Annotated in this window: 10 protein-coding genes and 1 tRNA gene; 5 read left to right on the top strand and 6 right to left on the bottom strand. The window is 39.4% G+C overall.

Annotated features, from left to right (window positions below; all coding sequences use genetic code 11):
- The 4 genes from HMPREF3208_RS02775 to HMPREF3208_RS02760 all read right to left on the bottom strand — a co-directional run.
- The coding region (locus tag HMPREF3208_RS02775) for a hypothetical protein (protein WP_064347109.1) at positions 1-1,636 on the bottom strand (1,636 nt) is incomplete at its 3' end.
- Positions 1,637-2,018: 382 nt separating this feature from the next.
- Entirely contained in the window at positions 2,019-4,712 is a 2,694-nt protein-coding gene (locus HMPREF3208_RS02770; RefSeq protein WP_064347107.1) for an ABC transporter permease, read from the bottom strand.
- Positions 4,713-4,729: 17 nt separating this feature from the next.
- Entirely contained in the window at positions 4,730-5,569 is an 840-nt protein-coding gene (locus HMPREF3208_RS02765; protein WP_016637204.1) for an ABC transporter ATP-binding protein, read from the bottom strand.
- A 274-nt stretch (positions 5,570-5,843) separates the two neighbouring features.
- Complete coding sequence (locus HMPREF3208_RS02760) at positions 5,844-7,166, bottom strand: O-acetylhomoserine aminocarboxypropyltransferase/cysteine synthase family protein (protein WP_064347105.1); 1,323 nt, start codon at positions 7,164-7,166, stop codon at positions 5,844-5,846.
- 320 nt (positions 7,167-7,486) lie between these two features.
- Between HMPREF3208_RS02760 and HMPREF3208_RS02755 the strand changes: the two genes are divergently transcribed.
- From HMPREF3208_RS02755 to HMPREF3208_RS02735, 5 genes are all read left to right on the top strand, one after another.
- Positions 7,487-8,035, top strand: a complete 549-nt coding sequence (locus HMPREF3208_RS02755; RefSeq protein WP_016637202.1) for a YraN family protein — start codon at positions 7,487-7,489, stop codon at positions 8,033-8,035.
- Positions 8,035-9,678 (top strand): YifB family Mg chelatase-like AAA ATPase, encoded by a 1,644-nt coding sequence (locus tag HMPREF3208_RS02750; RefSeq protein WP_064347104.1) that lies wholly within the window; start codon positions 8,035-8,037, stop codon positions 9,676-9,678. The genes HMPREF3208_RS02755 and HMPREF3208_RS02750 overlap by 1 nt, the downstream gene beginning before the upstream one ends.
- Positions 9,675-11,294 (top strand): DNA-processing protein DprA, encoded by a 1,620-nt coding sequence (gene dprA, locus HMPREF3208_RS02745; RefSeq protein WP_016637200.1) that lies wholly within the window; start codon positions 9,675-9,677, stop codon positions 11,292-11,294. The genes HMPREF3208_RS02750 and dprA overlap by 4 nt, the downstream gene beginning before the upstream one ends.
- Positions 11,295-11,334: 40 nt before the next feature.
- The gene (locus tag HMPREF3208_RS02740; protein WP_016637199.1) at positions 11,335-13,350 is read left to right on the top strand and encodes an FAD-binding protein; all 2,016 of its coding nucleotides are present in this window, start codon (positions 11,335-11,337) and stop codon (positions 13,348-13,350) included.
- Between the two features lie 111 nt (positions 13,351-13,461).
- A tRNA-Leu gene (locus HMPREF3208_RS02735) sits at positions 13,462-13,548 on the top strand.
- 212 nt (positions 13,549-13,760) lie between these two features.
- Here the strand turns inward: HMPREF3208_RS02735 and HMPREF3208_RS02730 are convergent.
- Together HMPREF3208_RS02730 and HMPREF3208_RS02725 are read right to left on the bottom strand one after the other, a co-directional pair.
- Positions 13,761-14,489 (bottom strand): GntR family transcriptional regulator, encoded by a 729-nt coding sequence (locus HMPREF3208_RS02730; RefSeq protein ID WP_016637198.1) that lies wholly within the window; start codon positions 14,487-14,489, stop codon positions 13,761-13,763.
- A 212-nt stretch (positions 14,490-14,701) separates the two neighbouring features.
- Complete coding sequence (locus HMPREF3208_RS02725; RefSeq protein WP_064347101.1) at positions 14,702-16,090, bottom strand: PTS ascorbate transporter subunit IIC; 1,389 nt, start codon at positions 16,088-16,090, stop codon at positions 14,702-14,704.
- Between the last annotated feature and the right edge of the window lie 382 nt (positions 16,091-16,472).

Genomic DNA, 16,472 nt, shown 5'->3' with positions numbered 1-16,472 from the left:
GTTCTGCTGGTGCAACCTCAGTTTCAGGCTTCTCTGGAACAGTTTCAGCTTCCGGCTTCGCTGGAACAGTTTCAGCTTCCGGCTTCGCTGGAGTAGTTTCAGTTTCAGGCTTCACAACATCAGTTTCAGCTGGCACAGTTTCAGCTTCAGGCTGAGATGGAGCAGGAGCAGGTGCCGGCTTCGCAACTTCGGCTTCAGGCTTCCCAACCGGCGGTTCTACTGGTGCAGTTTCAGTTTCCGGCTGAGCAGCTTCGGCTTCAGGTTGAGACGGAACAACCTCAGTTTCCGGCTTTTCTGGAGCAGCTACTTTCGGAGTAGATGTTTCAGGTACTGCAGGAACTGGGACAACAGGATCAGTCTGTTTTTCAGATTCTTTTGCCTTATTATTACCAGCAGAGCTGCTACCATTTTGCTGATTCTTTTGAACTTTTTCCTGTTCCAATTGAGCTTTTAGGGTAGTAACTTTAACTTTAGCTTCCTCAAGTTCCTTTTCTGCGTTGCTTAAAGAATTTTCAGCTTGCTTTTTTAGTTCATTATTCTTGGCTCTTGCATCAGGCTGATTATTTTTTAATGCTTTAACACCAGCAATAGCACTTTTTAGTGATTCAATTTTTTGGCTTAGATTATCCCCTTTGCCAACTGACTCATAGTTTTCAATAATGCTATTAAGACTCTTTATCTCAGACTCTGCTTGCTTTACTTCAGAATCTTTACTGTTAAAAGCTTCAAGTTTTTTGGCTACGTCCTTTTCAGACTCCCCAATTTGGTCTTTAATCTTTTGAAGTTGTTCACTTGCTTGTTCAAATTCTCGCTGTTCTGTTTTGAAATTAGTATCTAATTCGTTCACAGTTCTTTGTTTATCAGCAACAAGTTTCCTATTTTCTTCAACTTTTCTACTAAGTGAAGTATGATTATTAGAGATTTGTCTAAACTGCTCCGCTATAGAATAAATATTACCGCCATTATTTTGATCAGCTTTATCTAATGCAGATTGTAATTCATCGATTTTTGTATCATACTCTCTAATTTTAGCAGAATCACTTGCAATAGATTCATTAAGAGAATCTACTTCTTTGTGAAGATTTGAAATTTGTGATTCATACTTATTTACGTTAGCTTCTGCTCTCTCTTTTACTTGGATTTTTTCTTGTTCGTTACTTTGCAAACCATTGAGATATATTTTTGCATTATCATATTGTTCTTTTGCAGCTTTATATGCTTCTTTTAATCCATTAAGCTCAATCTCTTTTTCTTTTTTGGATCTTTCAAATTCCGCAGCCTTTGCTTTTGCATCTTCTGCATTCATTTTAGATGCCTTTTCAGCTTCTAAAAGTTCATTTTCTTTAATTTTAGTAGCGTTTTCAGCTATTTTTTCAGTCTTATCGATGTTATTTAAAGTTTCGTCAAATCCTGCAACTTTTTTCTTATAGTCTTCAATTTGAGCTTCTAATTCGCGAACACGCTTTTCAGCTTTTTCAATTGCTTCTTCAGTAGGCGCTTTTTTAGTCACCTCTGCTTGAGTTGGTACATTCTGTACTTCATTAGCAGCATCTTGCGCCCACGCTGGCATTGGGCTTTGCATTAACAATAAGATTCCTGCAATTGCTGCGGCAGATTTTTTATTGACCGTTACCATATTTTCTACTCCTTGCTCGTAGCGGCCTTCATGTCTAACTTATGTCAGCAGTCATTTTGAGCATAACAAAGAAATAAATACATTTTCAACGATATTTATTCGGAAAATTTCCAATAAAACTTGTCATTATGAATAATAATCGTATTATTTTTGAATATCTTTAATAAAAAATGCTATTTTTATACATAATATTATAAGCTTCGCATAATTATGCGCATGTTTTAATAAAAAATAATAACGATAATACAAATTTTTTCTGCGTGTCGAAAACGCTTAAGAAAAAGATAATGCCGGCACGTAAAATTTACACACCGGCATGATTTTTATTTTTCTGCAATTTAACTTCTATAGACTATCTTTTTACAGATAGTTTTTGCGAAATTTAGTCCTCCGCGAGCGCAACTACTGGCGAAGACTTCACTGCTCTGCGAGCTGGAAGCACGCTGGAAAGAAGCGCTGCAAGCAAAGCTATGAGAGCAAGGACCGCGTAAATAGCCCAATCAACTACAAATGGAACTTTGCCAAGTATGCTAAACACCATGTAGGATCCAATCCATCCAAACGCTGTTCCAACAATCAAGCCCGAAACAGTGCTTGTTAGGGAAATCAACGTTGCTTCCAACGCAAGAGACCTTCTAACCTGGCCTCTCGTCATGCCTATTGCGCGCAAAGTTGCAGATTCTTTGGTTCTCTCAATAACAGACAAGCTTAATGTGTTTGCAACACCTATTAAGGCAATCACAACAGCTACTGCTATTAAGCCAACAAGCACCATCATCATTGCGTCGATAGCACTCTCCCACTGCGCTCTCTGGAACACGCTTCCAGCAGACATAACCTCCGCATAGCTAGATGTAACATTTCGAATGTTTTTAACAATATCTATAAGATTAGCTTTGCTAGAATCTACCGAAATAAGCAGCATATGCGTTGTAGGCTTAAGGTAGTTATTGAAGTAGGATTTGCTCACAAAAGCAGTATTATTTGAATACACACCAATATTTCGATACGTCTTAAACTGAACTTGCTTTACAGTAATGCTCTTATCGTTATTACTAGAGTCTGTATTCATGCCAGTAAATGGTGTAATATTATTACTGTCTGTTTCATCAGAACTGTACTTTTCTACGTAAGCCTGTAGACTAAGGTTTCCTTTTCTAAGGTCAAAAGGCTCTCCACCTTCATCATTAAACTTAGGCAAAAGCACAGAATCTTTGTTTATATTGACGCCATCAAGGTCAGTGTGCATTACATTTCTAAGTTGATCTGCATTATCAACTCCAGCTGCCATAGCGTACTCAGTTTTGCCCTTAGCGTTCTTAAAAGTCATAGGAACTGCAGGAAGCAACTCAGTATTCTTTATTCCATTAATCTTTGAAATATCGGCAGCTAGAGACTCATCAACATTCTTGCCTTGAAGAATAATGTCAACACTGTAACGGTCATCAACAACACCTTTAAGAGTTGCTTTACCGCAGATTGCGCCAGTTACTACTGTAGAAACAAGCGTTACGCCAATAAGCAAAGCCGTTCCAGTTGCTGCAACTCGTCTAGGATTTCGTTGCACGTTTGCGTTGGCAACTTTAGAAGCAGGCCCACAAAGCGCCATGATTGCGCCAGTTGCCTTCATAGCGAACGGCATCCAGAATGTTGCAGTAACAATAATTCCAATGAAAACAAGCGCACACCCAAACACTGCCCCGAGCAAAGTCATCCAAGAGTCAGCACCAGCATTAGGCGACTGCTGAGCAATCATGCTTGCCAAAGAAGTAGCACTTAAAGCCGTAAATAAAATACCTACAACAATAAATAGAACACCAAGAACAGCGCGAAGAATGCTTGCACGCTTATCTTTCATCAAATCCATTGGTCGCAGCGCTTCCATAGGCGTTACTTTTGTAGCAGATCGAGCAGCACTCATAGACGCAAGAACTGTTACAATCGCGCCAATTACTATTGGCCACACAATTGCCGGAAGTGAAACAATCAAAGGAATCTTAGATAACGGTCCAGAGTTAATATTCACGTTACTAATTGCGCCCATAAATCCGATTGCACAAAGCACGCCAACGCACGCAGAAATAACCCCAAGTATTGCAGCTTCAAGCAAAACTGCCGCATAAAGCTGGTGCGACTGTGCGCCAATTACGCGCAAAAGTGCAAGAGTGCGTCTGCGTTGAGCAACCAAAACTTGGAATGTGTTTGCTATAACAAGCGAAGAAATAAGCAACGCTAGAATACCAAACGATAGTAAGAACATGGTTACAAAATTAGTGCCGTTGGACACATTTCGAACAGCTCTTACACCAACTTCGTGCCTAGACATAAGAGAAAATTGCTCTGGAAGCAAAGCGCTAATCTTAGGAGATAAATCGTTTATTTTAGATTCATCAATACTCATGTACACTTTGCTTTGCACAACTTGATTGTCAAAATTCTTAAGATTGTTGAGTTTTGCACAAAAATCATTCGTTACGCCACCAAGATACGTGCCGCGATTTGAAACTGGTATTTGAGAATGTTCTCCATCGTTTACAAGACCAACCACACGAACATCGTACGATTTTTCTTTATCTCCGCCAGTGTCATCTACTTTAACCAAAGTTATAGTATCGCCAACGTTTGCATGTATTGATTTAGCAATACTTTTAATAAGCGTAATTTCGCCTATTTTTTGCGGATCTCTACCTTCTGTTGATTTATAAACAGGAAGATTTCCATACAAACCACTAGACCAAGCAATACTTGTAACTGATTTATCACCTTTTTCCACTCTTACAAGCGCAGTCGCATCGTCACTGCGAATGCCATTAACACCAGGCATCTTCGATATTTCATCTAAATGAAGGTCCTTATAATGAATTGCACCACTCGGAGAATTGTTAGAACCTTTAGATGAGATTGCATAATTTGCGCTACTGAATTCATTCGTTGCGTTGCGAACCATCAAGTCGTCAACACTATTTACAAAAAGCAAAGTAGCGCTCATAAACATGCTGCCTATAAGAATTGCAATTCCAGAGGCGATGAGCATGCGCACGCTTTTACGCATAAGTTTTAGTGCGATTTTCCACATTCTAACTTCACCACCTTTTATTGCAATTGAGCAGGCTGATTATTAATACCAGCCTCGCTGCGTTCCATAAGCATTTTGCTCATGCCTTCTGCAGTAGGATTTTGTACGTCTTCAACGATTTGGCCATCTGCAAACACGATTGCTCGATCCGCATAAGAGGCTGCAACAGCGTCATGCGTAACCATAATTACAGTTTGACCAAGTTCCGTTACAGACTTCTTCAAGAAATGCAAAACTTCTGAGCTGGAAGCAGAGTCAAGATTTCCGGTAGGCTCGTCTGCAAAAACTACGGAAGGCTTAGAAATTAAAGCTCGAGCGATTGCAACGCGTTGGCGCTGACCACCAGAAAGCTCAGCAGGCCTATGCTTTAAGCGATCTTGCAAGCCAAGAGTATGAACCAAAGTATTAAACCATTGCTTATCTGGCTTTTTACCTGCCAAAGTAAGAGGCATAAGAATATTTTGCTCAGCGCTGAACATTGGAAGAAGATTAAAACTTTGGAAAATGAACCCAACCATTTCGCGACGCATAAGTGTAAGCTGCTTATCGCTCATGCCTGTAATATCTAGGCCATCTACCAAAACTTTTCCAGAATTAACGCTGTCAAGACCAGCCAAAGAGTGCATTAACGTTGACTTTCCAGAGCCAGACGGACCCATAATCGCCGTAAACTTGCCGCGTTCAAAACTTACGCTTACATCTCGCAGAGCGTGAACAATGCCCGCACCCTTACCAAAATCTTTAACAACATGCAAAGCTGCAACCGCAGTCTCACCAATCAAATTTTGGTTAAAATCTGCTCTAAAATCTAAATCATTTTCTTGCTCGTATGAACTTGTTTCGTACGGACTGTTCATAACTGCTCCTTTTCTTAAAAAGTAGTAATCGCATAGTTATCTACTGCTAATACTTAAATTTACGGGAAAAGACTGCTGGTTACCATCGTACGTAAGGCGGAAATTATTGAGAAAAAATTAGCATCTCATCCTAAAGTATGATGCGCAAATTTAAAGAATATACACAAAAAATCGGAGCGCATACAAATACAATATGCGCTCCGAATAAAATGGTAATGGATCTTCAGGAATATTTTTAATGAATAATTTTTACTTTTACTTTCGCTTTCTCTTTTTAAGCAAGTCCTGCTTTACAAACTGCATCAAATCCGCGCTGCAAATCGGCAAGAATATCGTCAATATGCTCAGTTCCAATAGACAAGCGAATAGTGCCCTCATGAATGCCTTGATCTTCCAATTCTTCAGGAGTTTCCTGAGAGTGCGTAGTAGATGCAGGATGAATAACCAATGACTTCACGTCAGCAACATTTGCAAGCAATGAGAAAAGCTGTAAATTGTCAATAAATACGCGAGCTGCATCCCTTCCACCTTTAATATCAAACGTGAAAATAGAGCCGCCGCCGTTCGGGAAGTAGCGCTTATAAAGCTCGTGATCAGAACGGCCTTCAATAGAAGGATGACTTACAGATTCAACTTCTGGCACAGTTTGCAAATATTTCACAACCTTCAACGCGTTTTCAACGTGACGTTCAACTCGCAAACTCAAGGTTTCCGTGCCTTGCAAAAGCAAGAACGCAGCAAACGGGCTAATGCAAGCGCCAGTATCGCGCAAAATAATCGCACGAATACGAGTCACAAAAGCCACAGATCCTAAAGCTTCATAGAAGTTCAAACCGTGGTAACTTGGATCAGCTTCTGTAAGAGTTGGGAATTTTCCAGGAACTTTAGCCCAATCAAAATTGCCACCTTCAACAATAATGCCACCAAGAGTTGTGCCATGGCCGCCAATAAACTTCGTAGCAGACTCAACTACAATATCTGCGCCATGCTCAAGCGGACGGAAAAGGTACGCAGTTGCAAAAGTGTTGTCAACAAAAACAGGAAGATTATGACGATGCGCAATTTCGGCAATAGCTTCAAAATCAGGCAAGTCTGCGTTAGGATTACCAAAAGTTTCAAAATAAACTAGCTTCGTATTTGGCTGAATTGCATCCTCGAAGTTTTGAGGATTCTTAGGATCGACAAAAGTAGTTGTTACACCATCTCGAGGAAGCGTATGACGAAGCAGGTTATAAGTGCCACCATACACATTCTTTGAAGAAACAATATGATCGCCCTGCTGCGTAATATTGCGAACTGCATAGTCAACAGCCGCAGCACCGGAAGCAACAGCCAAAGCTGCAGTTCCACCTTCAAGAGCAGCAATCCTGCGCTCAAAAACATCTTGAGTAGAATTCGTTAAACGACCATAAATGTTTCCAGCATCACGCAAATCAAAACGAGCTGCAGCATGATCAAAATCATGGAACACGTAGCTTGTTGTTTGATAAATAGGAACTGCACGAGAATCAGTTGCCGGATCCGCCTGCTCTTGGCCAACATGCAATTGCAATGTTTCAAAATGATACTTTCCTTGCAATTCTTCAGTAGCGCTCATAATACCCCTCCAGTTTAGCGACTTTTTAAACAGTAGATTAGTTTGCTTCAGCTTACTTTGCGCATCCGCTTACTTTTCCGTTTTCTGTTTACATATTTATTTAAGTGATAACGACAATATGCCACTATGGTTCATTCGTACATACCTGCGGTTATCAAAATTAGCTATAACGAATTAACAGTTTGCAAAAAATAGCGAAATTTGTTTTAGAAAAATACAGAAAATATAGTGAATTTCTAATACAACACGCCGTATATAGCTTTTATCCACAATGCTCAAAAAATCTGGATTACTGCTCAATAAGCACAGAAAATAGCAGCATGATTACACAAAAACATATTATTGACGATGAAATTATCTCGTTTGACGAGATTGACAACGCTGAAACTGCTCAAGTATTTTTGCAAGAAAAACTTGAACAAGTGTCTGACGAACTTCAAGATGATTCTCTTGAAAGTAAAGAGTTGGGAAGACTTGGAGAGACATACGCCGCTTTGCGACTTATGCAAAAAGGGTGGCACGTTATTGACCGAAACTGGCATTGCCGCAATGGAGAGCTAGATTTAGTGATGATTACTCCAGAACAAAAATTGGCATTTGTGGAAGTAAAAACTCGAAGAAGTATACGTTGCGGCACTCCACTTGAAGCAATTACTCAAGAAAAACGTAGCAAATTACGCACAACAGGAATGAAGTGGCTAGAAGAATTCGGAAGTGACATACCTCACTACCGTATTCAATTTGACGCTGTATCAATTCTTGTTATTAACAAATACACTTACCCAGATTCTGCATATGAATTGCAAGCTTTGGAAGAAATTGAAGATAATTCATCAATTCAATTCACACATGTTCAAGGAGCATTCTAATGCATATTGGAAATGCAACATCAATCGGACTTATTGGTCTTAAAGCTTTTACTATTCAACTGCAAGCATTTATATCCGGGAATATGCCAAACTTTTCTATTGTCGGACTACCAGACACTTCATTAAGTGAGGCTAGAGAGCGCGTTAAATCAGCACATTTTGCACTGCATTGCAAATGGCCAGAAGGAAGGGTAACAGTAAACTTATCCCCTGCTTCAATGCCTAAAAGTGGAGCATCTTATGATCTTGCTATTGCAGCGAGTATTTTAAGTGCAGAAAAATACATTCCACTCCCGGAGTTGGAAAACACAGTTATTTTAGGTGAACTAAACCTTGATGGCACAGTATTACCAATTCAAGGAATGCTGCCTATTGCGCTATACGCGAAAAAGATGAAGTTCAAACGCATAATTATACCTCAAGAAAATCTGGCAGAAGCACAGCTCGTAGAAGGAATCGAAACTATCGGCATCCACCATATTCTTGACCTGATAACACAGCTACATGGCACATTGCGGGAAGAATCACTCAAACTTATTGAAGAAGATCCCGCTTACCAGCATATGCAAATTCGCGAACACAACAACAGTAACGATAAGAACGAAAATTGCACAACGCTATCAATGCGTGAAGAAAACGTGTCTCCTCTACAAGTTGATTCAAAATATGAGATTGGCGACATGGCTGAAGTTATTGGGCAAGAGCACACTAAGTGGGCTCTACAGGTTGCTGCTGCTGGAGGACATCATGTGATGATGATTGGCCCTCCTGGCTCTGGAAAAACTATGCTTGCTTCTCGCTTACCAAGTATTATGTGTCCTCTAAATGAACAAGAGCAGCTTGAAGTTGCATCAATCCGTTCACTTTGTGGCACACTTCCTTACTATGGAATTAGTGACATACCACCGTTTGAAGCACCACACCATACTGCTTCTGCTGCCTCACTTATTGGAGGAGGCACAGGAGTTGCAAAGCCAGGAATTATTACTCGCGCACATTGCGGAGTACTCTTCATGGATGAAGCACCAGAATTTTCTCCAAGAGTACTACAAACATTAAGAGAACCATTGGAATCTGGATATATTGCCATTTCACGCTCAAAGGGAACTACTTTATATCCTGCTAAATTCCAACTTGTTATTGCTGCAAATCCTTGTCCATGCGGATACGCGTATGGAAACGGCGAACGCTGCACTTGTAAAGAGCGTGAACGAACGCGATATTTTTCTAGATTATCTGGTCCTATTCTTGACAGAATCGATATTCAAATGGATGTGCCCCCTGTAGAGCGCATTATTATGCCGAATCTGCGGCAAAATAACGCTCAGAATACAAGTTCAGGCACATCTCTTACAAGTAACATGATGCGACATAACGTAATAGTGGCACGTCAAATTGCGCGCGATCGTTTTGCAAAACAAGGGTGGGATTGCAATGCACAAGCTTCAGGAACATGGCTGCGCAAATACACATCGCAGCAAGCAGTAGGACTTATTAATCAAGCATTAGAAAAGCATCAATTAAGCTTGCGCGGAGCTGATCGCGCATTACGCCTTGCCTGGACACTCGCCGATCTTTATGGACACACTTCTCCCAATATGACAGATATTGCTCAAGCTATTAGTTTAAGGACAAGAATATGAATATAAACAATATAAACAACACAAACAACACTATTAACACTATTAACACATTGAGCAATCTTGCACCAGATGAAGAAACAATATCTCGTGCAATACTTACATTCTGTCTTGAAGGCGCAGATGCAATTATGTACACACTACTATTAGGGTCTCAAAGTGCTAAAGAAATTGTTGCAGTATTGAGAACAATGGTAAAAAATTATACAGAACAACAATTAACAGACTCAGCACAGCAAATGCAACTTCCAATTATTAGTGAAGTAGCAGCTCAAGAAAACGATACTAATTCTAAAACTTTTAACTCTAGAAAGCGTAACAAAAATCAAGAATTAGTATCTACAATGGTAAGTTTCATAAAGAAACATAAAGATCTTTCAATTTTAGAAAATTATTTTAACAAGGGACTAACAGCATGGGGATATCACAACGATAATGTGTCTAAATCTTTAGGAGTATTACATAATTCTATTTCAAAATGGTGCGTTCGCTTATTGCATTTACCAACGTGGAATAATGAATCACTATGCCAATGGTTCACTTCTGGCGGAAAACAATGGATTATTGCACCCAACAGTAAATACTGGCCAAAACAATTGCAAGATATAGCATTACATAGCCATTTTGCACCACCACTATGCTTATGGGGTATGGGAGACCCACAAGCTCTTACTCAATGTCATAACCCTCTCGCTATTGTTGGCTCTCGATCTTGCACTGATTATGGTAGAGAACTCGCTTATCAGTTTGCATACGATTGTGCTGCAAAAGGTCATACTGTTGTCTCTGGAGGCGCGTACGGCATTGATGCAGCAGCACATTGGGGTGCACTTGCAGCTTTTCAATGCGCAGCAACAAATAAACCTATCGGCAAAACTATTGCAGTTTTTGCAGGGGGATTAAATCATATGGGACCACAAAGCAACACGCAGCTCTTTCAACAAATTATCGCCAATAACGGCGCTTGTATTAGTGAACTATGCCCTGACACTACCCCCGTAGGACATCGTTTTCTACTACGCAACCGTATTATTGCAGCATTATCTTCAAAAATTTTAGTAGCTCAAGCACGATTACAATCCGGAGCTTTAAATACCGCTAGTTGGGCAACAGATTTAAACCGTGAATTGTACGCAATTCCTGGTGACATTACGCATCCTCATCACGCTGGGTGCAATAAACTTATTCATGATTCTCAAGCAATAATGGTGTGCTCACAACAAGACATTAATATATTATTCCCACAATCTCACCATTATGTAGCTTATACATCATCTCAATATCAAACGAATAATACGTCTAATAACAATATGAATCAACTGCAGAAAAATAGCACCACTCATACACAACAACAAATAGTATCAACTTTCATCATGCCTTCCGATTGTGATGCATTGCAACAGCAGATTCTTGAAGCAATTTCCACTTGTAAACGCAAACGTAAACCTACAAATATCGACAACATTTACACCATTATCGCATCATCATATGCAACTAAAGAACCCAAAATTATTCCATCTATTGCAGAGGTATCTGGATCTATTGCACTGTTAGAATTAGGAGGAACGATTGCTTATCAAGGTGAAAATATAGTGCTCGCACAGCAAAAAGTCATATAACACTCGTAGCACAAAATAATAGTTATGAGAAAATAAAAGTATGCAATCAGAAATTAACGAGTCTACACAAAAGAACACTCCTCCATCATTAAACGCCCCATCGCCAGAAAAAAACATTCTTCAAAATTCAACAACAAGAAATGAATATTATGATGCAATTATTATCGGCGCAGGAGCTGCAGGGCTTTCAGCAGCACTAGGATTAGTCCATTCTACTGAATATTTGGAAATGAAGAAGCATGGCAAGACACCATCACTTTTAGTAATTTCTAAAATACCTGCATTGCGATCACATACAGGTTCTGCAGAAGGTGGTATCGCTGCAAGTTTAGGTAATATTGAAAATGACACTTGGCAGTGGCATTACTATGACACTGTTCACGGAGGAGATTGGCTAAGCGACCAAGATGCGGCTAAACTTCTTGCAAAAGAAGCACCACAAACGATTATTGAACTTGAACATAATGGTGTCGCGTTTTCTCGCACACAAGATGGGCATATTAACCAGCGTCGTTTTGGCGGGCATACTGCGCATTTTGGCAAACAACCGGTTCCACGAGCAGCTTTTGCTGCAGATCGCATAGGGCATCAAATTTTATACAGTTTGTGGCAACAATGCGTTGCTGAACACATTACGTTTGCTGAAGATTGTTATATAACAGATATTGCCATCAATCATGCTGATCAAACAATTGAAGGCATACTCGCTTTTGATCTCACTACAGGCAAATTACGCAAAATGTGCACTCGCACAGTTCTCATTGCTACAGGTGGAGCAGGAAGACTTTTCGCTACTACATCCAATTCATGGGATTTAACAGGCGATGGCATGACGTTAGCGTTAAAAGCAGGATTACAACTTGAAGATTGTGAGTTTATACAATTCCATCCGACAGGTCTTGCACACACAGGCATATTGCTGTCGGAGGCTGCACGCTCTGAAGGCGGTGTATTAAGAAATGCACAGGGTGTTGCATTTATGAAAAATTATGATGCAATGCATGCAGACTTAGCACCTCGAGATATTGTATCGCGTGCAATAGCGCAAGAAATTCGTGAAAATCGAGGTGTACCCGATCCAACGAATACACAACAACAAGATTCATTGCATGATTGCGTATGGCTTGATATGACACATATCAGTAACAGGCATATGCACGAAGTTTTGCCACAAGTTGTAGAAACCATTGAACAATATGCTCATCTTGACCCAACTCATGATTTTATTCCTATTCGACCCACTGCTCATTACACTATGGGGGGCATACCTATCACACTCAACGGAGAAGTGTACCAGTGGCATCATAACACTCAACATATTGTTCATGGATTATATGCTGCTGGAGAATGCTCATGCGTCGGCGTACACGGAGCCAATCGCTTAGGAGGAAATTCATTACTTGATGCCTGTCTTTTCGGAAAACGTGCAGGGATCAGCATGATTAAAGCTTTGATGGATATTAATAATCACAATAGCGGTAATACCACAAACACGAATAACAATGCTGTGCTAGAGCATTTGTATCAACAACGCAAGAGTGAAATACATCAATTTATAGAACCGAACATGTTAGCACAGGTGAATAATGGTACGACTGATACTAGCAACAGTCATACTGCAACACCACTCAAAGACGATGATAATCCATATGCCTTATTTACATTGTTAGGGCAAATTATGGAAGATGCAGTCGCAATATCCTGTAATAAACAATCGATTGTTAATGCACTACGCAGTATACAAACTTCAATTATTCCCCGTATGCATGTACTACATCCTCACAGCAAAAACTTAGTTTTTAATCAAGAACTTATCGCAATATGGGAAATTCAACATATGGTGACACTAGCACAAGTTGTATTACAAGCTTCATTATCTCGCCATGAATCACGGGGATCGTTCTTCAGACAAGATTATCCAAATCATGACACTACACAATTACCACAACATTCTTTTGCTGATATTGAAGGCAATATAGAGCAAAAAACAGTACATATCGTTGATTTTCAACCGGATAGCAAAGGAAATTTTAAAGTTCACAACAACGTAATATGAAGAAACGAACCATTAGCACATAAATATCGCCAAAAAACGATAATTTTTTCAACACGCCGAAGCAAAGAGCGCGAAAAGGTGTTATAGTCTTATCTGTTGCCTAAAGCACCTGTCCGGGTGGCGGAATGGTAGACGCGCTAGCTTGAGGTGCTAGTGCCTATTTGTACAGGCGTGCGGGTTCAAGTCCCGCTCCGGACACGAACAAGTCTTGCTGAGAAATCAGCAAGACTTTTTTGTTTTGTAAAACCAAATTTGCAAGAAAACAAAACGCAAACCCGCAAAATATAGCGTAAGAAAAAATAGCGCAGCAAGAAGCTACGCTATATTACAAATAAGTACTACAAATCATGCACAACTTGCGCAGATTGTAAATTAATTATTATTACTTGCTAAATATTAATAATTATTCATTAATCGTTACCGTGCAAATGGAAAGTAATCTCACCAGAATTTGGCGTATATATAGCAGCACCAAAAGCAATAATCGCACCAAACTTATCTTTTACTGTTGATTTAGCTGCAATTGCAGGAGTGCCATCTTCAAGATTAAGTATTATAGCAAGTCTGCCACACAGTTTTTCAACATAAACTGACACTTCGCTTTCAACAAGCTCAACAGCATATGCTTTATTCAAGAAATCAGATAAAGATTCCTCTGAAAAATCATGAGTCAACACCTTTGGAAAACGCGAAGCAGGTAAATACAGAACGCTGTAGCGTGAAAGCACACCGTCTACATATCGTAAACGCTTTAGGCAAATAAGCTCATCCGTTGGCTTTAAGCCTAATTGCGCAGCAGCATCTTCATCATGAACAACATCATTTTCTAAAACTTTTATTGTAATAACAGAGTCGCTTGAATACCTTTGCTCGTAAAAACCTTGCGCACGATCCGAAATAAACACTTTATTACGACTATTAATAATTTCAGGCGCACGGAATGTTCCTCTACCCTGCTCACGCACTAACAAGCCTTCTGCAATAAGTGTGTCTACAGCATGCCTCAACGTAATGCGACTAACGTTGTACTGCTTGCACAATTCAATTTCGGGAGGCAATTGTTCGTTTGCTTCCATAGAATCAATGCGAGCGCGAAGATTATCTCGCACAGCAATGTATTTAGGAACACCTTCGACCATTATCACTCTCCCCTAGCTAAACGATAACATGAAAAGCCGTTGATACTAGTTTGTGTAAAACACAGCGTAGTAACAACGGCTCATGCAAAACTAATAACTCTGTTATCCTACCAGTCATACAATAAAATGTACAAATAAATAAGAAATGAGTAAAAAATTTTTAATTTTTATATGTCTACACAATTATTTAGTTGTGTTTTTATTTTCCTTACTTATTTTATTTCTTCAACTTTTTCAAAATTATTAGAATCGCGTTTATTCATAAATATTGAGACAGAGTAGAACAATATTAGCGCAATAAGTACTACAGAAATTAGAACAGTACGGCCGCCAACAATATTTACGTAACCAAGTATTACGCCAAATACGCCATAATCCGCATCAGAATATGTAGAATTTGCGCTTCCCAAATCGCCAAGCACTGGCAAAAGGAACAACGGAAGGAAAGTAATAAAAAGACCATTAATAAATGATGCAGTCAAGCAACCACGTATTCCACCTTGACCATTACCGAATACTCCTGCAGCACCACCAGCCATGAAATGCGCAACAATTCCAGGAATAATAATTGTCGTTCCCAAAATCGCCATAAGCGTCATTCCAAGCAAACCGCCAAAGAAACTAGCTAAGAAACCAATAAGAACAGCATTAGGAGCAAAGCCAAAAGTCATTGGTGCATCTAAAGCAGGACGAGCATTTTTAACAAGCTTTTCCGATATTCCCTTAAAAGCTGGAACAATTTCGTCAAGAACAATCTGCACGCCTGCAAGAATAATATAAACACCTGCAGCAAAAGTTGCAGCCTTCAACATAACGAAAACAATGGAGTTTTGACCATTAGATAAATGTGTTTCGACATACGAAGATCCAGCAAAAAGTGCCACTACTATATAAATAACAGTCATAGAAAGCGTGATAAGAACTGTTGTATCACGCAAGAATCCCAATGCTGCTGGGAATTTAATATCCTCAGTTGACTTAGAAGGACGCTTTTTTGAAGCAGTAATTTTTGCAATTAACGCACCTAAAGCAACACCAGTACCAGCAGGATGGCCTAAAGCAACATCATCTTTGCCTGAAGCTTTTTTCATAAACGGCTGCACCAGTGCTGGAGAAATTGTTGTAAACAATCCTTGAGCAATTGCGCCCCATAAAAGAACTTCCCACATGCTAAATCCTGCAACATTAAATATAACTGCAAGCATACTTGCCATATAGAAAGCTACGTGACCCGTTAAATATATAAATTTAAAACGAGAAGTAATAGAAAGAATAATATTAACAATCATTCCAAAGAAGAAAATAAGCGCAGATTCAGAGCCATACTTCAATAAAACAGTTCCAATAATTGCTTCATTATTCGGAACTACGCCTTGCACATGAAATGCGTATTGGAACATTTTGCCAAATGGGTTCAAAGCTTCAGTAATAACTCCAGAACCAGCTGCTAAAACAAGAAAACCGACAAGAGTACGGATTGATCCTTGCAAAATATCCGAGAATCTCTTTCTTTGCACTGCAAGCCCAATAAAAGAAATAAGCGCAACTATAACAGATGGCTGTCTGAAAATATCGAGCAGTACAGACAGAATGCCGTCCACGTAACTCTCCTTACCATATTAATCGATATAGTTTGAGCGGATTACGCAATTATTGGCGGCAAAATATCTTACAAACTTCGCAAACGATACCGTAGGCGAAACTATTCGAGATACACGATTAGTTTCGTAGCACAGTAAAACTACACTTACAAAATTCACGGTTCCGCAATGAAGCAAAGTAGTAAGAGCTACTACGAGCAGTAGTTTTTACACCCAGCCAACAACTACTGTTACAGCTCATACTGTTGTTTCATGTCAGATTCATTATATCTTTTAAGCATTATAAATAATTAAAATAACCTTATTTATTACTAAAATATTCATTAAATATCGATAAAATTCGAAAATTTACCTGTTTTTAGAAAATTCGACACACCGATAT

Source organism: Gardnerella vaginalis (genome assembly GCF_001546485.1).
In the GTDB taxonomy this organism is placed as follows: Bacteria; Actinomycetota; Actinomycetes; order Actinomycetales; family Bifidobacteriaceae; genus Bifidobacterium; species Bifidobacterium vaginale_D.
The sequence above is the reverse complement of the archived record's forward strand: the minus strand, read 5'-3'. Positions and strand labels throughout refer to the sequence as shown.

What these genes read in the sequence shown, in the direction of transcription:
- HMPREF3208_RS02770 (WP_064347107.1), bottom strand. Translation starts at nt 4,712, where the DNA reads ATGTGGAAAATCGCACTAAAACTTATGCGTAAAAGCGTGCGCATGCTC.
- HMPREF3208_RS02750 (WP_064347104.1), top strand. Translation starts at nt 8,035, where the DNA reads ATGCATATTGGAAATGCAACATCAATCGGACTTATTGGTCTTAAAGCT.
- HMPREF3208_RS02760 (WP_064347105.1), bottom strand. Translation starts at nt 7,166, where the DNA reads ATGAGCGCTACTGAAGAATTGCAAGGAAAGTATCATTTTGAAACATTG.
- HMPREF3208_RS02730 (WP_016637198.1), bottom strand. Translation starts at nt 14,489, where the DNA reads ATGGTCGAAGGTGTTCCTAAATACATTGCTGTGCGAGATAATCTTCGC.
- HMPREF3208_RS02755 (WP_016637202.1), top strand. Translation starts at nt 7,487, where the DNA reads ATGATTACACAAAAACATATTATTGACGATGAAATTATCTCGTTTGAC.
- dprA (WP_016637200.1), top strand. Translation starts at nt 9,675, where the DNA reads ATGAATATAAACAATATAAACAACACAAACAACACTATTAACACTATT.
- HMPREF3208_RS02740 (WP_016637199.1), top strand. Translation starts at nt 11,335, where the DNA reads ATGCAATCAGAAATTAACGAGTCTACACAAAAGAACACTCCTCCATCA.
- HMPREF3208_RS02765 (WP_016637204.1), bottom strand. Translation starts at nt 5,569, where the DNA reads ATGAACAGTCCGTACGAAACAAGTTCATACGAGCAAGAAAATGATTTA.